Origin of the sequence: Parablautia muri (assembly GCF_009917485.1) — a bacterium.
Classification (GTDB): domain Bacteria; phylum Bacillota; class Clostridia; order Lachnospirales; family Lachnospiraceae; genus Suilimivivens; species Suilimivivens muri.
The window spans coordinates 131,240-150,668 of record NZ_QZDT01000002.1 but is presented as its reverse complement, the minus strand read 5'-3'; the positions used below and the strand labels follow the sequence as shown (position 1 = coordinate 150,668).

14 protein-coding genes are annotated in these 19,429 nt (G+C 41.0%); 12 read left to right on the top strand and 2 right to left on the bottom strand.

The annotated features are described in order from the left end of the window. The first annotated feature begins 67 nt into the window (after positions 1-67). The 12 genes from D5281_RS02750 (at position 68) to D5281_RS02695 (ending at position 13,552) form a co-directional block, all read left to right on the top strand. A complete protein-coding gene (locus tag D5281_RS02750) occupies positions 68-748 on the top strand; it encodes an HAD family hydrolase (protein ID WP_160558616.1) in 681 nt (226 codons plus the stop codon). Positions 749-1,099: 351 nt separating this feature from the next. Then, positions 1,100-1,477 carry a GntR family transcriptional regulator gene (locus D5281_RS02745; protein ID WP_160558615.1) on the top strand — a complete coding sequence of 126 codons (378 nt, stop codon included), beginning with the start codon at positions 1,100-1,102 and terminating at the stop codon, positions 1,475-1,477. A 59-nt stretch (positions 1,478-1,536) separates the two neighbouring features. Further along, the gene (locus D5281_RS02740) at positions 1,537-2,433 is read left to right on the top strand and encodes an ABC transporter ATP-binding protein (protein ID WP_160558614.1); all 897 of its coding nucleotides are present in this window, start codon (positions 1,537-1,539) and stop codon (positions 2,431-2,433) included. 22 nt (positions 2,434-2,455) lie between these two features. Continuing rightward, positions 2,456-3,106: an ABC-2 transporter permease gene (locus D5281_RS02735; protein WP_160558613.1), complete on the top strand. Its 651-nt coding sequence runs from the start codon at positions 2,456-2,458 to the stop codon at positions 3,104-3,106. Positions 3,107-3,475: 369 nt separating this feature from the next. Further along, entirely contained in the window at positions 3,476-4,762 is a 1,287-nt protein-coding gene (gene aroA / locus D5281_RS02730) for a 3-phosphoshikimate 1-carboxyvinyltransferase (protein ID WP_160558612.1), read from the top strand. 44 nt (positions 4,763-4,806) lie between these two features. After that, positions 4,807-6,114: a GTPase HflX gene (gene hflX, locus D5281_RS02725; RefSeq protein ID WP_160558611.1), complete on the top strand. Its 1,308-nt coding sequence runs from the start codon at positions 4,807-4,809 to the stop codon at positions 6,112-6,114. 91 nt (positions 6,115-6,205) lie between these two features. Then, positions 6,206-6,934 carry a pseudouridine synthase gene (locus D5281_RS02720; RefSeq protein WP_160558610.1) on the top strand — a complete coding sequence of 243 codons (729 nt, stop codon included), beginning with the start codon at positions 6,206-6,208 and terminating at the stop codon, positions 6,932-6,934. Between the two features lie 215 nt (positions 6,935-7,149). Continuing rightward, a complete protein-coding gene (gene ligA / locus D5281_RS02715) occupies positions 7,150-9,111 on the top strand; it encodes an NAD-dependent DNA ligase LigA (RefSeq protein ID WP_160558609.1) in 1,962 nt (653 codons plus the stop codon). 119 nt (positions 9,112-9,230) lie between these two features. After that, positions 9,231-10,136, top strand: coding sequence for a homoserine O-acetyltransferase MetA (metA, locus tag D5281_RS02710; protein ID WP_160558608.1), 906 nt, complete (start codon positions 9,231-9,233; stop codon positions 10,134-10,136). A 190-nt stretch (positions 10,137-10,326) separates the two neighbouring features. Next, positions 10,327-11,661, top strand: coding sequence for a methyl-accepting chemotaxis protein (locus D5281_RS02705; protein ID WP_160558607.1), 1,335 nt, complete (start codon positions 10,327-10,329; stop codon positions 11,659-11,661). Between the two features lie 313 nt (positions 11,662-11,974). Next, positions 11,975-12,220 (top strand): hypothetical protein, encoded by a 246-nt coding sequence (locus tag D5281_RS02700; RefSeq protein ID WP_160558606.1) that lies wholly within the window; start codon positions 11,975-11,977, stop codon positions 12,218-12,220. Between the two features lie 111 nt (positions 12,221-12,331). Continuing rightward, positions 12,332-13,552 (top strand): EAL and HDOD domain-containing protein, encoded by a 1,221-nt coding sequence (locus tag D5281_RS02695; RefSeq protein ID WP_160558605.1) that lies wholly within the window; start codon positions 12,332-12,334, stop codon positions 13,550-13,552. A gap of 135 nt (positions 13,553-13,687) precedes the next feature. On the opposite strand, the gene D5281_RS02690 is transcribed toward D5281_RS02695, so the two are convergent. Together D5281_RS02690 and D5281_RS02685 are read right to left on the bottom strand one after the other, a co-directional pair. Beyond that, complete coding sequence (locus D5281_RS02690; RefSeq protein WP_160558604.1) at positions 13,688-14,830, bottom strand: DUF4317 domain-containing protein; 1,143 nt, start codon at positions 14,828-14,830, stop codon at positions 13,688-13,690. Positions 14,831-14,850: 20 nt separating this feature from the next. Next, entirely contained in the window at positions 14,851-19,128 is a 4,278-nt protein-coding gene (locus D5281_RS02685; protein WP_330584771.1) for an acyl-CoA dehydratase activase-related protein, read from the bottom strand. Positions 19,129-19,429 lie beyond the last annotated feature (301 nt).

The following is a 19,429-nucleotide window of genomic DNA, read 5'->3' as shown; positions in this document are numbered from 1 at the left end:
GTGCTTGTATCCCAATCTATGGGCTGTCGGCAAAAATTGGAATTGATGCGAAAGGGTGTAAGTGTAAATGAGAGAGCGAGAAACCAGGATACGAAATAAAAGGTATGAAGCAGTAATATTTGATTTAGACGGAACATTACTGAATACCCTGGAGGATTTAAGGGATAGTGTAAATTATGGATTGAGTCAATATGGAATGCCGCAGCGCAGTCTTGAGGAAATCAGACACTTTGTTGGAAATGGTGTACAAAGGCTGATTGAACGTGCCGTGCCGGAAGGTATCACAACAGATCTGCAGGAGAAGATTTTTGAAGCTTTTAAGGAGCATTACAAAATTCATTGCAATGATAAAACCAGGCTTTATGCAGGAATACCGGAACTGCTTGCGGAGCTTAAGAGGCGGGAATTTTCCATGGCAATTGTCTCTAATAAGCTTCAAGAGGGAGTGGATGCTTTGTGGGAACAGTATTTTAAAGAATATTTGCCAACTGCCATTGGCGCAAGGGATGGGATTCGCAAAAAGCCGGCGCCAGATACTGTGATAGAAGCGCTGAAAATTTTAGGTATTCCAAGGAAACAGACAGTATATGTAGGAGATTCAGAGGTGGACATTGCTACTGCCAGAAACAGCGAAATGGACTGCATCACCGTAACATGGGGATTTCGCACGAGAGAGGAACAAAAGCAAGCTGGCGCTGTTACATTCGTGGATAAGCCTTCAGATATCATTCCATTGTTATATCTATAACGCAAAATGGTTATTGCTCTTACCAATTGTTATTTTCAGAGAGATATATAAAATCTTATTTAGAGAAATATATAAAATCTTATTCAGAAAAACCGGAAAATCAAAGCATACTATTTTTGATTTACCGGTTTTTTAATTTTTAGATACGATTCAAGGCATGGGGCGCTCCTAATGTTACTTTTCAAAGGTTAGCCAATAAACAGCTTGGCACCGTTGGCAAATGTATGAAAAGTTAACTCATAATAGCATTTGTTACAAACTTAATTAAAATATATATTGACATTAATGTATATATATGATATATACATTATATAAGCATATGACAACATCTGTAAGTAATGGAGGTGAGGAATGAACATCATAATAAGTAATTCAAGTGACAAACCTATTTATGAGCAGATAACCATTCAAATCAAGACCATGGTCATGAATGGACAGCTTAAGGAAGGCGATCCACTTCCTTCTATGCGAACTCTGGCCAGAGAGCTTAGGATTAGCGTTATCACTACAAAACGTGCTTATGAAGATTTGGAAAAAGACGGTTTCATAACTACTGTTGTGGGAAAGGGAAGCTTCGTAAAAGCAGCGGATATAAGGCTTGTGCGGGAGGAAAAGTTAAAGGAGATTGAGGAGTTACTTGCAAGGGCTGTTTCCGTTGCACAACAAAGTAGCATTACCAGACAGGAAATAGAGGAAATGATAGAGATTTTATATCAGGAAGAAATATGACCAAGAGAAGCTTCAAATATTTCATGTTTTCAGTACAGCGGAAATGAAAGGAAATCTATATGGAAAATGCAATAATTGTGAAAAATTTAACGAAAAAATATGATGGTTTTCAATTGGATAATGTAAGCTTTCAAATTCCTATCGGCTCTATTGTGGGTTTGATTGGAGAAAATGGGGCAGGAAAGAGCACTGTTATCAGATCAATTTTAGGATTGATGCCTATAGATGGGGGAGAGGTAAAAGTTCTTGGGCATAATGTTAAGGCGGGAGAGAAAGAAAGCAGCTGGAGGGAACAAATTGGTGTTGTCTTTGACGAATGTAATTTCCCGCATGGGTTAAAAGTCAAAAATATTCAAAGTATCATGGAGAAAATTTATCATACATGGGATAGTGATAAATTTGAGGTCTTTCTGAAACGTTTTGAATTGCCTCTTAATAAAAAGGTGAAGGATTTATCGAAGGGAATGAAAATGAAGCTTTCCATTGCGGCAGCTTTATCCCATGACAGCAGGGTGCTTATTTTAGATGAAGCTACCAGTGGATTAGATCCGGTAGTGAGGAATGAAATACTAGATATCTTTAGAGAATTTATTGAGGATGGTGCACATTCCGTATTTATTTCTTCGCATATAACATCCGATATTGAAAAAATTTCCGATTATATAATGCTTATACACAAAGGAAAGCTTCTTCTTACGGAGAATAAGGATGAACTTTTATATAATTATGCGATTGTAAGATGTACAAAAGCGCAGGCAGAGATGATTCCCGAAGATATGATTGTTGGGATAGAGAAAAATGCATTTGAAACCAGTGTGCTTATAAAAGATAAAGAGCGATTTAAAGAGAGTAGTTTTTATAAAGAGGAGGAACAAAAGGGCGAAAACAATTTTATTTTAGACAGGGCAAGTATAGAGGATTTACTTTTGTATATTGTAAAATCAAAGTTGAGTTGATAAGAGTGGAGGGTTAGATTTTATGAAGGGTCTTATTTTAAAGGATTTTTATCTGTTAAAATCATATGGAAAACAGTATGTACTTATATTTGGTGCGATGATTATCTACGCATTGTTTATGCGTTCGTCTTCCTTTGCAATGATATATTTTGTGCTCATGGGAAGTACAGTGGTGCTTAGCAGTATGTCGATGGACGAAGCAGTCTCCTTTCATAAATTTGCGCTTACAATGCCAGTTAATTTAAGTACGATTATAAAATCAAAATATATACTTTTTTTAATAACGATTGGTATTGGAACCGCGGTCAGTATATTGATGGAATTAGTTTTGACTTTTGTATCTTCTGATGCAAGAATTTGGATTTCCTTTGGGAGGGAAGAATTTGCGGCTACGGTGACAGTATTTGTTCTGGCAAATGCAATTTCCATACCTTTTATGTTTAAATTGGGCGTAGAAAAGGCGAGATACATTAATATTTGCTCAATGTTGGCAGTAGGAGGCTTTCTTGTAATAAGCGCTACAATGGGAGATAAAATAGGACTATCTATTGGCAGGCTGGATGAAATACTTTCATCAAATGAGTTTGTTGGACTATGTATTGCGATTGGTGTGATTTCGCTGACCGTATCATATTTAGTGGCAGTTAAAATAGCAGAAAATAAAGAATGGTAAAACTGACGTGAAACAAGACAAGAAATAAAGACATCACGGAAAACAATTTTCAAGGTCGCTGTGTACGGAATAAGTAAAACACAGCGGCCTTAAAATTGGTTGCTTTTCTCAGGATAGCATGTCAAAAACACAGCAGTTTTGCTACATTGCAAGCTGAGGGCATTAACTTTCAAATTTTCATTGGCAGAAGGGAAAAAAATTGTTATAGTAATAGTTAGCGGATTGTGGTTTTGTTAATTTTGGTCCTTTATTTAAAGTAAAATTAACATTGAAAACGTAAAATAAGCTGGTTTTATGTAATATATCACTAGTTATTCTTGTGAAGACAAAATTAAAATCGCATATACATTTATTAAAAGGTGGCTTAATATGGAAAATAAATATTTGGTAAAAAAATTGCAGAAAAAGCAAGAAATTAAGGTGAAAGTGCCAGGTTCAAAGAGTATTACAAACCGCGCGTTATTATTGGCGGCGTTGTCCAATTATCAGTGTACTTTGCAAGGTGTTTTGTTTAGTGATGATTCCAGAGCTTTTTTAGCTTGCCTTAAGGAGCTGGGATTTGATGTAAAAATAAATGAAACGGAAGAAGAAGTGATTGTACAGGGAGAGGGGGGCAGGATACCTGACCAGCATGCATCTATTCATGTGCAAAATGCAGGTACCGCAGCAAGGTTTTTGACGGTTATGCTTGCCTTGGCAGGTGGAGAATATAAAATGCAGGCATCACCGCAAATGTGTAAACGTCCTATGAAACCGCTCTTGGATGAATTAGAAAAAGCGGGAGTCTCTTTTGAATTTTTAGGAGAAGAAGGGCATTTTCCCTTTCTTATGAGGTCACAGGAGATTTCTTTAAAAGAAATTTCTATTGACACAGGAATCAGCAGCCAATTTGCCAGCGCCCTGATTATGGCGGGAGTACTGCTTAAGGAGGGGCTGAAGGTAATTTTGTCAGGAGACAGGTCCGAGGGTTCATATATTAAGATGACGCTTGCCATGATGGAGCAATTTGGCATTCCTGTTGTGAAAGAGGGAAGAAGCTGTCTGGTTTCGCATATGGATTTTTTTGGGCTAAAGGAGTATAGAATAGAGCCGGATGTGTCCGGCGCCTGCTATTTTTATGCTATGGCGCCGCTTTTGGGGACAAATGTTTTGGTTGAAAATATACATATGGATTCATTACAGGGAGATATTAAATTCTTAAAGATTCTTGAGAAGATGGGGTGTGAGCTTAAAGATGAAAGCGAAGGGGTATGGGTGCTGGGAAAAGGCCTTTCAAATTATGAGGGACAGGATATTTCTATGAAAGACTTTTCAGATCAGACAATGACAATGGCTGTTTTGGCGCCTTTTGCCATGAATCCCACTTTAATTCGCAACATAGGGCATATCCGTTTTCAGGAAACGGATAGAATCAAGGCGATTTTGGCAGAACTTACACGCCTGGGAATAAAGTGTGAAGAAGCTTTGGATGCGGATGGTATCAGGATTTTTCCCGGGGAAATAAAAGAGGGAGAGGTTGAGACCTACGAAGATCACCGTATGGCTATGGCGTTTACATTAATTGGGCTGAAAACGGGAAAAATAGGAATTAAAAATCCACAATGCTGTCGTAAGACATTTGAGAACTATTTTGAATTAATTGAGAATTTATATTAGAAGCTTTGAGCTGTTACAGGGTGGCAGTATGGGGGAGAGCGTGTATGACAGAATTTGAGAAAGAGAAAAGTATCAAGGAAGATAAAGAGCGTGTTTTGTTGGTTGGAGTGGATAATGGGGCAATGGGTGAGGATTTTGAACGCTCCATGGATGAGCTGAAAAGTCTTGCAAAGGCCTGTTTTATGGAGCCTGTAGGTGTTATGACCCAGAAAATGGAAAGCGTCAACAAAGGATTATATGTTGGAACAGGGAAGGTTCAGGAAATAAAAGAAACTGCCCGTATTTTAGAGGTTGATGTTATTATATTTGATGATGCGCTCAGCCCCTCCCAGCTTCGGAATCTGCAACAGGAGCTACAAAAACCTATATTAGACAGGACAACGCTTATTTTGGACATTTTTGAAAGGAGAGCCAGGACAAGAGAGGCGAAACTTCAGGTAGAATCGGCGAAACTTAAGTATCTTCTGCCAAGGCTTGTGGGGATGCATGAGGCCCTGACCAGACAGGGAGGCGCCAGCGGCAGTATGAGCAGCCGTGGAGCGGGCGAGAAGAAGTTAGAGCTTGATAGAAGAAGGATTGAGAAACGTATAGGAGAGCTTTCTAAGGAGCTCGAAGAAGTATCAAGAGAAAGACGGGTGCAGCGGAAAAAGAGGGTGGATGCCAGGATACCTTTAGTTGCGCTTGTAGGCTATACCAATGCCGGCAAATCCACGATTTTGAATGCTATGATAGATGCCTGTTCGGGAGATGTGGATAAGAAAGTGCTGGAAAAAGATATGCTTTTTGCCACCTTAGATACTACGGTAAGACGGATTTGCACTGGCAATCACAAAGACTTCTTGCTGTCAGATACGGTGGGCTTTATCCATAAACTGCCTCATGGACTGGTAAAGGCTTTTCATTCAACTCTTGAGGAGGTGGAATGCGCTGATTTGCTGATTCATGTGGTGGATTATTCTGATCCTCACTACAAGGAACATATGCAGACTACCGCCCAAACTTTATTCGAGCTTAATGCGGGGAACATTCCGGTTATAACTGTATTTAACAAAGTTGATCGGTGCGATGCGCCTGTTGCTTTTCCCCAGATGATGGGAAAGGATAAAGTTTATATGAGTGCAAAAGATAAAGATTCGATTGCATTTTTGGTCAGCGCTGTTTTAGCCAGAGTTTATGCGGACTATGTATGGGAAGAATTTTTGATACCGTATGATAAAGGAAATGTTTTATCCTATCTTATGGAAAATACGCATACAGACAGTTGGAAATACGAAGAAAAGGGCACGCGAATCAAAGTAAAGTGCCACAAGGCGGACCGGGAAAAATACAGAGAATACAGGGTTATGAGCTGATGCTGAAAAAGCATTACATGAAATAATAGCGGCCGGGGCGGATGACAAACTGAATTGTGAAGTATGTTGTACCAGAGAACATGGAGGGTATATGGAAAAAGAGAGATTAAATAAATATCTTGCAGCCTGCGGACTGTGCTCAAGGCGTGAGGCAGATAGGCTCATTGAAGAAGGCCGGGTAAGTGTAAACGGGAAAAGAGCCGAGGCAGGAATGCAGGTAAGTGATAAGGACCAGATTATGGTTAACGGAAAACCTGTGCATGGAAAAGATGAAAAAGTGGTTTTGGCATATTATAAACCGGTGGGTGTAACCTGCACAGAAAAGGACAGGTTTGCAGATAAAAAGATTACGGATATGGTTAAATTTCCTGTGAGAGTAACTTATGCGGGCAGACTGGATAAGGATTCGGAGGGATTGATGATTCTGACCAATGATGGAGCGCTTATTGATGCCATGATGCGGGGGAGCGGAGGGCACGAAAAAGAATATGTGGTGCGGGTAAACAAAGAAATTTCGCAAGAATTCATCAAGAGCATGTCAGAAGGAGTCTTCTTATCGGAGCTTTCCGTTACCACAAAGCCCTGCAAAGTAACGAAAATAGGTAAATTTGCATTCAAAATTATATTAACACAAGGATTAAACAGACAAATTAAAAGAATGGTGCGGGAATTAGGATACCATGTATATGCTATTAAACGGGTTCGAATTGAAAATATTACCCTTGAAAATTTAAAATCCGGGCAGTTCAGAAAGCTGAAAGAGGAAGAATTACACATGTTATACAAATTATGTTTTCCCAGAAACCTCGAAAAAACCTGATAAAGTCGTATTATTTTTTACAAGACTGAAAAACTGCTTTTTATTAGAAGATAACAGGGGGTTGTTATGTAAACTTTTGTAAAAAAAGATAAAAAAGCAGTTGAAAATACTAAAAAACGAATATTTTTGAAAGAAAACAGATTCTATTTTTTTGGTGTTTGAAAGAAAAATGCAGGATGTTGAAAGAAAACTTGCAAAAATTGGAGGTAATAATAATGAATAAACATAAAAAAAGATATGAAGAATTGATAAACCTCTTGAACGATGCTTCGGATGCCTATTATAATGGCAGAGAAGAACTCATGTCTAATTACGAATGGGACGCTTTGTTTGACGAGCTGGTTAAGCTGGAGACTGAAACAGGCTATGTTCTTCCGAACAGCCCTACCCAAAAAACCGGCGCGGAAGAAAATGCCGGTGAGAGGGAAGCGCATGAGTTTCCAGCGCTGTCACTTGCGAAAACCAAGGAGGTATCCGAGCTGCAAAAGTGGGCGGAGGAAAAACCTGTTTGGATTTCATGGAAACTGGACGGTCTTACGTTGGTTTTGACCTATGATGGAGGGAAACTAAGCAGAATCCTTACCAGAGGAAACGGAACCACAGGGACAAACATTACGTATTTAAAATATTCCATCAAAGGATTTCCTCTTAAAATAAAATATAAGGGGCATATGGTAGTGCGGGGAGAAGCCACAATTTCTTACACGGATTTTGAATTGATCAATGATACAATGGAGGATGAGGATGAAAAATATGCAAATCCCCGTAATCTAGCGTCCGGCACCCTTAGTCTGGACGATGCGGAAAAGGTGAAGGAAAGGCATGTCCATTTCAACGCATTTACATTAGTATATGTAGAAGATGATATAAAATCCTGGGGGGAGAGAATGGATTTCCTGGAAGGAGAAGGTTTTACGGTGGTAGATCGAAAGATGGTAAATGCTGATGAACTGCCTTATGCCATTGAAAATTGGACACGGAAGGTAGAGAGCGGACAGATGGATTTGCCGGTGGACGGTCTGGTGATTTGTTATGAGGATACGGAATATGCATCTTCCGGTAGCGTCACGGGACATCATGCCACGAAAGCCGGTTACGCTTTTAAATGGCAGGATGTATCCGCCCAGTCGGAGCTTTTGTATGTGGAATGGTCCTGCGCAGCCTCCACAATTTCACCGGTAGCCGTATTTCAACCGGTGCAGCTGGAAGGAACCACTGTTTCCCGGGCTTCTCTTTGCAATATCAGTGAGATGGAACGGCTGGGCATTGGGAAATCGTGTACATTGGAGGTAATCAAGGCAAATAAGATTATCCCAAAATGTATTGCGGTCAAAAATGCGGTTGGGGATTTTGATATCCCCACAAATTGTCCGGTCTGTGGCGCCCAGACCCAAATACGCATCAGCCCTAAAAGTAAAACAAAAACCCTTCATTGTACCAATCCTGACTGCACAGCAAAGCATGTAAAGAAATTTACCCGTTTTGTAAGCAAGTCCGGGATGGATATTGACGGACTGTCTATTCAGACAATGCTGAAATTTATGAACGAAGGTTTTTTGAAAGAATTTGCAGATATATATCATCTTTCAGCGCATGCTGAAACCATCAAACAAATGGAAGGCTTTGGAGAAAAGTCCTGTGCTAACATGATGGCGGCCATTGAGAAAAGCAGGCAGGTGCATCCTGTTCATTTTATTTATGCCCTTTGTATACCCATGATTGGAATAGATGCGGGAAAAAAAATGATAGCAAGGGATGGATTTGACGGATTTTTAGACAGGCTGGAAAGCGGCAGGGGATTTGAGGACATTGAGGGGATCGGACCTGAAAAGTCAGGCTCGATTATGGAATGGTATAAAAATAATCAAAACAGGTATTCCTTGAAAGAGCTGCTAAAAGAGGTTACAATAGAAAAGGTGTCCCCCAAGCCTAAAGAGGAAGGAAAGTGCGCGGGACTGACCTTTGTGATCACAGGGGACGTTCATCATTATCATAACAGAGATGCATTTAAAGCTTATGTAGAATCGGAAGGCGGAAAGGTGACGGGAAGCGTTACTTCCAAAACCAACTATCTGGTTAATAATGACTTAGCTTCTAATTCCTCCAAAAACAGAAAGGCAAAGGAGCTTGGGATTCCGATTATTTCGGAGGACGATTTTGTGGAACAATTTGCTTAAAGCCCTTCCGGAAAAACCTGGTATGTAAAAGACTTTTTGCAGCAAAGGGACAATTGGCGGGCCGCTTATGAAAAAAGGCAGATGCATGTGTTAGAGTGAGGGGAAAGGAAACAAAAATTATGCCAATCAAAGTACAAAGTGATCTTCCGGCAAAAGAAATACTGGAAAATGAAAATATATTTGTAATGGACGAATATCGTGCGCTGCATCAGAATATTCGTGCGCTGCAGATTTGTATTTTAAATCTTATGCCTGTAAAACAGGATACGGAATTACAGCTGGCGCGGGTACTGTCCAATACACCTTTGCAGATTGATGTGAGCTTCATGAAAATGAACAGCCATATTTCTCTGAACACGCCTATCCAGCATTTGAACAGATTTTATAATACTTTTGATGAACTGAAGGATAAGAAATTTGACGGCCTGATTATCACAGGAGCCCCGGTAGAGCAGATTCCCTTTGAGGAGGTGGATTATTGGCCGGAGCTTGAAGGAATCATGAAGTGGACTAAGACGCATGTGACCTCCACGCTTCATATTTGCTGGGGAGCTCAGGCAGGGCTGTATTATCATTTTGGACTTGAAAAGATATTACTTCCTCAAAAGCTTTTCGGGGTTTACAAGCATAAGGTCATGAAACGGAAAATACCTCTTGTAAGGGGGTTTGACGATTACTTTATGATTCCCCACAGCAGGCATACGGCAGTGCGATCGGAAGATATACATAATTGTAAAGAACTTACGATTTTGGCTGAGTCCGATGAAGCAGGCGTTCTGCTTTGCATGACGAAAGAGGGCAGACAGATTTTTGTTATGGGTCATCCGGAGTATGACAGATATACCCTTCACAATGAATATATACGGGATAAGAGCAAAGGATTGCCCATACAGCTTCCTTTAAACTATTATCCAGAGGATGATGATACGAAAAAGCCGGATTTGCAGTGGCGTTCCCATAGCAATAATCTTTATTCAAATTGGCTCAATTACTACGTATACCAGGTGACGCCGTATGAGCTGTAGGAGCAAGCGCTAGCGGGTTTGAAGGGTATCATTGATTCGTATTTCTCAAATTTTCCCTGTGAAAAATATCCATGAAAATTGCAGGCGGATTTCATAAAAAAATATTGTATAAATTTTTGAAAAGTGCTATATTTAAATAGGTGTTCATCCACATTGGATGATAAAAAAGGTGGAAAGAAGGAGAAACTTTATGGTTACGAATGAACGGATTGAAAAAAGACTGAAAAAATCTTTTATTTTAGTGTCCGCCATTGCTTCGGCTGTTGCGTTATTAGGGGCGGTAGCTATGGTAATTATGTCAAACTTGTATTCAAAAACAATTAATAAACATGCAGGAGAGAGCGGAAACAGCGATCTCATTGAAATTTCAACACAGATTACCGCGTTAAGCTGGATATTGGTAGCAATCATTGTGACAGTCGTAGTTATTGCAATGTTTCTTTCCGTACGTTCGGGAAAAATGATTGCAAAATCAATAGCAGAACCCCTTAACGCTTTCGGCGAAAGACTGAAAACATTTGCAGCGGGAGATTTGTCTTCTCCGTTTCCAAAGGTAGATAGAAAGGACGAGATTGCAGAAGTGATTTCCGAGGCGGATAAAATGGCCGGTAATTTAAATGCAATTGTCAATGATGCCGGTAAGTTGCTGAAAGAAATGTCTGACGGAAATTATGCGGTTCAATCCAATATAAAAGATAAATATACAGGTGATTTTTTCAAGTTGATTGACGCAATAAGGCTGCTTCGGGATCAGATGACGAATACGCTTCGTTCCATTGAGGAGGCTTCCAGTCAGGTATCCGCCGGTGCAAGCAATATGGCAGAAGCTTCCCAGAGCTTAGCCGAGGGTGCAACAGAGCAGGCAGGCGCAGTACAGCAGCTTCAGGCAACGATTGTCAATATTGGCGAGACCATGTCAAAGAGCGCGGAGAATGCGCAGGATTCTTACATACTGGCTCAAAAATATGCGGATGAAGCGGATAAGAGCCGTGAAGAAATGAATGAGATGATGCAGGCTATGGAACACATCAACGAGACTTCTAAAGAAATTGAAAATATTATTTCCGAAATTGAGTCTATTGCATCCCAGACGAATCTTTTGTCCCTCAATGCATCCATAGAGGCTGCAAGAGCCGGTGAAGCAGGAAGGGGCTTTGCGGTTGTGGCTGACCAAATCAGACAGCTTGCGGAACAAAGCACGAAGTCAGCAGCAGATACCAGAGAATTAATTGAAGGTTCCCTGAAGAAGATTGAAGAAGGAAATCATGCTGCGGAGAATGCTTCTAACTCAATTGCAATTGTTGTAGATGGAATTAAACAGGTGGCAGAGTCTTCTAAGAGGCTTAGCGCAATGGCAGCGGATGAAGCGGAGACCATGCATCAGGCAGAGCTGGGTGTTACTCAGATTTCAGAGGTAGTACAGAGTAACTCTGCAACGGCCCAGCAGTCATCAGCTACCAGCCAGCAGTTATCCGCACAGGCTGTTACGCTTGATGAATTGATTAATCAGTTTGTATTAACCTAGTCAAAAACCCTGCGGTAAGTTGCCTGTAGGAATTAAAGTTGAGAACATATTATAATGGCAGGGGATGAATTCCCCTGCTATTTTGCGCACATAGGCATCCCGATTTGCAATCTGACGGAAAGAATAAGGGAGATTTGTGATTTCGTAGAGAGGAATCATGGGGTTAGGATGCCGGGCTGGTTGACTCATTTATGGTGACTTTTCTTGGTTCCAATGCAGCGGCACTGATGGTGTGTGTGAAATTTTCCTTGATTGTCATATTTTAGGAATCTTGTCCATATACTATAATAACATGAATTTTAGGAGGTAGATTATGGCAAGGGGACAGAGAAAAACAATTGAAGAAAAAATTGCGGAAAAGGAAGAATTGATTCTGGCACTTCGGACAAGGCTGAAATCAGAGCAGTGCGAGCTGGATTCTCTTTATAAGGAAAAAAGAGAAAAGGATTTGGAAGGAATCAATCAGATTTTAGAGGAATCAGGACTGAATGTGAACGAAGCATCCGACATTCTGTGGGAATATGTAAGAACACATGGTTCCGAACAAGAACCGGCTTAAAATGCCATAAATTTTTCTTAGAAATCCTTTCAAAATATTGTGTATCATGAATAAATAGTGTAAACTATAAGAAGAAATAAACTTAAATTTATTAACGTGAAGGAGAAAAATATGCTTGTAACATTAATACCTTTATTTGATGAAGAAATGAGCGTGCGAGCGTATTCATTATTTGCACAGAAAGCAAATTTTCTGTTAGATCCCAGTATGCAGGGGACCAGACAGAATGATGGAGCTACTCAGATAGCCGGACTTGAAATTATTGAGAATATGGGACTGGATACACTTTCAGCGGACAAGGAAGTGTTTGTGGAAGTGAATAATATTTCAATATTTTCTGATATATCGGGTCAATGCCAAGCACCTCATGACAGGATCGTATTGCTTATTGACAGTACGGTAACGCCTGAAAAAATGTATGTTGACAGACTTTGTGTGCTGAAAGGAATGGGATATAAGCTTGCAATGCGCAAGCTGGCAGTCAAGAATTTTGAGACTTATCGCAGTATTCTTGCATTATGTGATTATATTATGCTTGACCACAAAAATATTGATATCAGTAAGGCTAAAATTTATTTCACTAAAGTATACCCCAGAATCAGGCTGTGCGCTGAGAATATTGAAAATCAGGAAGTTTTTGAGAAATTGAAAGCGGATGGCGGTTATCAATTTTATGAAGGTGAATTTTATCGTGTGGCGGTGAACAAAGGGGAAACAGAGGTAAGCCCGCTGAAGGTAAATTACATAGAACTGCTTAACATGGTGAATGCTTCTGATTTTGAATTGACGAAAGCGGCAGACATTATTGGACAGGATACCGCACTTGTCATTTTACTGCTTAAGATGGTAAACAGGATGTCAAGAAATTCTGAGATCACTTCCATCAGGCATGCGGCGGCCATGTTAGGACAGCGTGAGCTGAAAAAGTGGATTAATACGGCGGTGGCAAATCAGTTGTATGCGGATAAGCCTAATGAGATTACCAGATTATCTCTATTGCGTGCTAAATTTGCTGAGAATATGGCGCCTTTGTTTGAAATGAATATGCAGGCATCAGAATTATTCCTGATGGGACTGTTTTCGGTGCTTGACTTGATTCTGAATCGGTCTATGGAAGAAGCTTTGCAGATGGTGAAAGTATCCAAGGAAATCAGCAGTGCTTTAGTAGAGCATAAGGGGGTTTTTGCACCGGTTCTGGATTTCATAATGCAATACGAAAATGCGAATTGGCAAGAAGTATCCAGATTGATGTTGGTGAAAGATATTGATATGGATAAAGTATACGATGCCTATGTGCAGTCTGTGAAATGGTATCGCGATTTGTTTGTATAATCGGGTCGTATCATAATACAGACAAGTTCTAAAATCAAATAATGTGATATACCACAAATTAGTTTATGGATTAAAATTAAGAGTTGCCTTGAAAGGGCAACTCTTTTCAGATGCTTTTCAGGAGTCATAGATGACCTATTGTGATAAAGACTCCACGTGATTCTTGATAGGAATGCCATTCACCTCTACGTGTTCATTGATTTCGATTACCAGACACTGTTTACCGTGAAGTGTCATTGTATTTACCAAATCAGCCCGAATGGGATTAACCTTGACTACAATGTCTGGCGTCCTCACCTCAAAGGTTTTGGTATTAGCCACATTGTCTGCCAAAAGATAGGCATTTTCTCCGGCAGCATTATCATAAAGCTGTTCAAAGTTAGTCAGCTTTTCTTCTTCTACGCCGCTTTTTTCAAATAAATCTCGAACCTGACGCTTATCTAAAGTAAGGGGCTCCGGAATTTCTTTATGCTCCTCAATCAATTCCGTTAAATTTTCGTGAATGTTTTTGACAACCTCATATTCGGCTTCTTCGCCTAAAGTTTCTTCAATGAGCGCTTGGAATGTTTCCTTCTGACTGCCGGCAGTGAGAGGAAGAACGGCCCCCAAAACGTTATCTACAAACTCCGGATGAGGCTCCTCCGGTTTTTTCGTATAGTAAAGGGTGCTGTGTATATCTGAACATCTGTCGTTAAAGCTGGGAAAAAGAAAGCCAACTTCCGGCATTTCCACAATCCAGTCACGGATTCTATTATGAAATTCGTTTGTCTCGGCATCATAGCTCAGGCCTGGTTTGGAAAGATTGACCGGACAAATGCAACATAATATATATTCATATACTGTATCAGAAGCATCCTCCATGGTAAGCCCATCGTTGGTTTTGCCAGGGACATCATAGGCATCATGAATGAGTAAAATTAAGTAATTACCTACATATTCGTAGGAAGCAATCACTTTATCGTAAAATTCATCAAGGAGAGAATCTTCCTTTAATTTACTATCACGCAGCCCCAGAAGAAATGCCTGAGTACCGCCTTCTTCCTCGCTGACAAGGGGGAATTCCAGATTGAGCATATTTTTGCCCAAAGATCCGGAGAGGGCCTTGCGCAACAATTCAAAATACTTGAAAATTTCTTCCTCAGGAAGGGAGAGGAAGGCTTCTTTAAAATCTGTTTTCTTATTTTTTTCCCCATCTACGTAACATCCGCATATGCGGGTGATAGAGCAGTGGCTTGGGGTGTAGAGTCTTTTAATCTCATTAATTTCCTGTTTAATCATAAAAATTCTCCATCCTTATATCAGGCGGTTTTTGATGTGTCATCTGTCTGCTTCTTCAGATTCTTTTGGGCGGTAGAGAGCATGAGCTTGATTCGATTCAGCTGGTTTACCTCGCTGGCCCCCGGGTCATAATCAATGGCAACGATATTGCTTAAGGGATAGAGCCTACGCAGCTCTTTGATAACACCTTTACCTACAACATGATTTGGAAGGCAGGCAAAGGGCTGTGTGCAAACAATGTTGTTGACTCCCTCATGAATGAGTTCTACCATTTCTCCGGTTAAGAACCATCCTTCACCGGTCTGGTTGCCAATGGAAACAATGGGTTTGGCATATTCAACCGTCTTGTAGATGCTGGTAGGAGGTGTAAAGTGCTTGCTCTTTGCAAAAGCTTTGGCGGCACTTCCCCTTAAGAACTCCAATGCATGAATGCCAAGCCTTGAAATGAATGCGGTTTTTCTGCTGGTTCCAAGGGCATCTGCTTTGTAAATCTGGTTGTAGAAACAGTAGAGCATGAAATCCAAAAGATCAGGAACCACAGCCTCAGCTCCCTCAGCCTCCAATAAATCCACCAGATGATTGTTGGCGGCAGGGGCAAATTTAACTAAAATTTCCCCTACAATACCGACTTTCGGCTTTACGGCCTCCGTCACAGGTATTTCATCAAAGTCCTTTACGATTTGACGACACATTTTTTGGAAAGTAAAGAAATTCATATGTTTGGCTGACACAAAATCCTGGCATTTTTTCAGCCACTTTTGATGAAGTGCTTCCACGCTTCCTTTTTCTTTTTCGTAAGGTCTCATGCGGTAGATGCAGCGCATGAAAATATCCCCAAATACTGCGCCATATGCGGCACGCATCAACATTTCAAGATTCAAATGAAATCCAGGATTGGATTCAATACCTGCCATATTTAAGGAAATAACAGGTATCTGCGGCATACCGGCTTTTTCCAGGGCACGGCGGATAAAGCCTATATAGTTCGTGGCACGGCATCCGCCTCCGGTCTGGGTCATAATAACGGCTACCTTATTTAAATCATATTTCCCGGAAAGCAGGGCGTCCATAATTTGGCCGACTACCATCAGGGACGGATAACACGCATCATTGTTTACAAATTTAAGCCCCACATCCACAGCCCGCCTGTTATCGTTGGGCAGTACCTCAAAATGGTAGCCGCAGGCATTAAACGCCGGCTCCAATATATCAAAGTGGAGCGGTGACATTTGAGGGCACAAAATCGTATAATCCTGACGCATTTCCTCTGTAAATGGTACTTTTTCAATCGCAGAGGATTGGACAGTGCGCCGCTTATTTTGCTTTTCTCTAACCCTGATCGCCGAGAGCAGAGAACGGATTCTGATTTTGGCAGCTCCTAAATTGTTTACCTCATCAATTTTAAGACAGGTATAAATTTTGTCAGAACCTGTCAGAATATCATTGACCTGATCCGTTGTGACTGCATCCAGACCGCATCCAAAGGAGTTCAGCTGAATCAGCTCCAGATTGTCAACTGTCTTTACATAGCTTGCCGCCGCGTAAAGCCTTGAGTGGTACATCCATTGATCGGAGACGATTAAAGGACGCTCCGGTGCGGCAAGGTGGGAAATGGAATCTTCCGTAAGTACCGCAATATCATAAGAGGTAATCAGCTCCGGAATACCGTGGTTAATCTCCGGATCAATGTGGTAAGGGCGGCCGGCAAGCACGATACCGCGCTTTCCTGTTTCTTTCAGGAGAGAAAGTACTTCCTCCCCTTTGAGTTTTATATCATTTCTGGCGTTTTCCAATTCCTTCCATCCAAGGCGGGCTGCCTCCATAACCTCAGAAAGAGGAAGCTCTTTAAACTCCTGGGCGAGGGCTTCTGAAACAGTTTTTAAATCCCGGAATGACATGAATGGATTACGGAGAAGGACTTCCCCTCTGCCGATTTCTTCCACATTGTTTTTTATATTTTCAGAATAAGAAGTAACAATGGGGCAATTGTAGTGGTTATTTGCCTCCTGGAATTCATTTCTCTCATAAAAAAGAGCAGGATAAAAAATGAAATCCACCTTTTGATGAATCAGCCAGCTTACATGGCCGTGAGCTAACTTGGCGGGATAGCATTCTGATTCGCTGGGGATGGATTCAATTCCAAGCTCGTAAATCTTACGGTTGGAGAGAGGTGATAATACAACCTGATATCCCAGCTTTGTAAAAAAGGTAAACCAGAATGGGTAATTTTCGTACATATTAAGTACACGGGGGATTCCTACTGTTCCTCTTTTTGCCTGGTTGGCAGCAAGAGGTTCATAACCGAAAATCCGTTTCAGCTTATAATCAAAAAGATTGGGAGCGCTGTTTTTGCTTTTTTGTTTCCCAAGTCCCCGTTCACACCGGTTTCCGGAAATGTATTGTCTTCCGCCTGTAAATCGATTGATGGTGAGACGACAGCTATTGGTACAGCCTTTACACTTGGCCATGCTTGTTTCAAATTGCAGGGTATTTATTTTTTCAAAGGAGAGCATAGTCGTCTGATAATCCTCGGTATAACGCTCTCTTGCAATAAGGGCGGCGCCAAAAGCGCCCATAATTCCGGCAATGTCGGGGCGGATGGCCTGGCAGTCTGCAATTTTTTCAAAGCTTCGCAGGACCGCATCATTGTAGAAGGTACCGCCCTGAACCACGATATTTCTGCCAAGAGCGGAGGCATCGGATACCTTAATAACCTTAAACAGGGCATTTTTAATGACAGAATAGGCAAGACCGGCGGAGATATCGGGCACAGAGGCTCCTTCCTTCTGGGCCTGTTTTACCTTGGAATTCATAAAAACGGTGCATCTGGTGCCAAGATCTATTGGATGCTCTGCAAAAAGTGCGGCCTGTGCAAAATCTTCAACTGTGTAGTTTAAGGATTTGGCAAAGGTTTCTATAAAAGAGCCACAGCCGGAAGAACAGGCTTCATTTAACTGAACGCTGTCCACGGCCTGATTTTTGATTTTAATGCATTTCATATCCTGACCGCCGATGTCTAAAATACAGTCCACGTCAGGGTTAAAGAAAGCGGCGGCGTAGTAGTGGGCTACGGTTTCCACCTCCCCGTCATCCAAAAGAAATGCAGCCTTCATCAATGCTTCACCGTATCCTGTTGAACAGGAACGGACAATGGAGACTCCTTTGGGAAGAAGGGAATAGATTTCCTTGATGGAGCGGATTGCCGTTTTTAACGGACTTCCATCGTTGCTGCTGTAGAAGGAATATAAAAGAGAGCCGTCCTCCCCAACCAGCGCGATCTTGGTGGTAGTACTTCCGGCATCGATACCTAAATAGCAGTTCCCCTGATAAGAAGCAAGGGGAGCTGACTGTACATGGTGTTTTCCATGGCGTGATTTGAACCTTTCGTATTCCTCAGAAGAAGAAAAAAGCGGTTCCATACGTTCCACTTCAAATTCCATTTTAATGTCACCGGAAAGCTTACCGGTCATTTCTTCCATTGTAAAAGAAACCTCTTTTTTGGCATTCATAGCAGAGCCAATGGCGGCAAAGAGATGGGAATGTTCTGTCTGAATGATATGTTCTTCGTCCAACTTTAAAGTGCGGATAAATGCGGCTTTTAATTCAGAAAGAAAATGCAAAGGCCCGCCTAAAAATGCAACATGTCCTCTGATGGGCTTTCCGCAGGCAAGTCCGCTGATGGTCTGATTGACTACGGCCTGGAAAATGGATGCGGACAAGTCCTCTTTTGCAGCACCGTCATTGATAAGAGGCTGGATGTCCGATTTGGCAAATACGCCGCATCTTGCGGCAATGGTGTAGAGCAAATGATAGTTTTTAGCGTATTCATTCAGGCCGGAAGCATCTGTCTGCAAAAGTGATGCCATCTGGTCGATAAACGAACCTGTTCCACCGGCACAGATTCCATTCATACGCTGTTCCACATTACCGCCCTCAAAATAAATGATTTTGGCATCTTCACCGCCAAGTTCAATGGCCACATCCGTTTTAGGAGCAATTTCTTTTAAGGCTGTAGCTACCGATATGACTTCCTGTACAAAGGGAACCTGTAAATGATTGGCGAGAGTAAGTCCGCCGGAACCGGTAATCATAGGATGAAGACGTATGTTTCCGAGCTGTTTATATGCCTGTTGTAACAAATCAAAAAGCGTTTCTCTGATATTTGCAAAATGTCTTTTATAATCGGAAAATAAAATAGTATGAGCATCATTTAAAATGGCGATTTTGACAGTAGTGGAACCAATGTCAATGCCCAGAGTATAGTTTTGGTTGTCCATAAGCTGCCACCTTTCCTTCATAAAAATTTCCTTTAAGCTTCCGATAAATGCGAAGTTTGCCTTCTGTCTATTTATCGCAGGCTGCTGTGGAATGTCAATTTCGACATGCGTAGTAATTATACGACAAGGATTTTCAAATTGCAACGAAAGAGAATAAACATTTTGTTAAGAAAAATTTCCAAATTCTAAAATTAAGCGGCTTTCTTTATAACTTTATTTACAATTAGTTTTGGGAATGTTAGAATATATGAAGTTTCTAGTAAGGTAATGCTAAAACTGTGGAATAAAAAGTTTGAAAGGAACTTTTCAACCATTTAACGAT

What these genes read in the sequence shown, in the direction of transcription:
- D5281_RS02720 (WP_160558610.1), top strand. Translation starts at nt 6,206, where the DNA reads ATGGAAAAAGAGAGATTAAATAAATATCTTGCAGCCTGCGGACTGTGC.
- D5281_RS02705 (WP_160558607.1), top strand. Translation starts at nt 10,327, where the DNA reads ATGGTTACGAATGAACGGATTGAAAAAAGACTGAAAAAATCTTTTATT.
- D5281_RS02690 (WP_160558604.1), bottom strand. Translation starts at nt 14,830, where the DNA reads ATGATTAAACAGGAAATTAATGAGATTAAAAGACTCTACACCCCAAGC.
- D5281_RS02700 (WP_160558606.1), top strand. Translation starts at nt 11,975, where the DNA reads ATGGCAAGGGGACAGAGAAAAACAATTGAAGAAAAAATTGCGGAAAAG.
- metA (WP_160558608.1), top strand. Translation starts at nt 9,231, where the DNA reads ATGCCAATCAAAGTACAAAGTGATCTTCCGGCAAAAGAAATACTGGAA.
- D5281_RS02745 (WP_160558615.1), top strand. Translation starts at nt 1,100, where the DNA reads ATGAACATCATAATAAGTAATTCAAGTGACAAACCTATTTATGAGCAG.
- D5281_RS02740 (WP_160558614.1), top strand. Translation starts at nt 1,537, where the DNA reads ATGGAAAATGCAATAATTGTGAAAAATTTAACGAAAAAATATGATGGT.
- aroA (WP_160558612.1), top strand. Translation starts at nt 3,476, where the DNA reads ATGGAAAATAAATATTTGGTAAAAAAATTGCAGAAAAAGCAAGAAATT.
- ligA (WP_160558609.1), top strand. Translation starts at nt 7,150, where the DNA reads ATGAATAAACATAAAAAAAGATATGAAGAATTGATAAACCTCTTGAAC.
- D5281_RS02735 (WP_160558613.1), top strand. Translation starts at nt 2,456, where the DNA reads ATGAAGGGTCTTATTTTAAAGGATTTTTATCTGTTAAAATCATATGGA.
- hflX (WP_160558611.1), top strand. Translation starts at nt 4,807, where the DNA reads ATGACAGAATTTGAGAAAGAGAAAAGTATCAAGGAAGATAAAGAGCGT.
- D5281_RS02750 (WP_160558616.1), top strand. Translation starts at nt 68, where the DNA reads ATGAGAGAGCGAGAAACCAGGATACGAAATAAAAGGTATGAAGCAGTA.
- D5281_RS02695 (WP_160558605.1), top strand. Translation starts at nt 12,332, where the DNA reads ATGCTTGTAACATTAATACCTTTATTTGATGAAGAAATGAGCGTGCGA.
- D5281_RS02685 (WP_330584771.1), bottom strand. Translation starts at nt 19,128, where the DNA reads ATGAAGGAAAGGTGGCAGCTTATGGACAACCAAAACTATACTCTGGGC.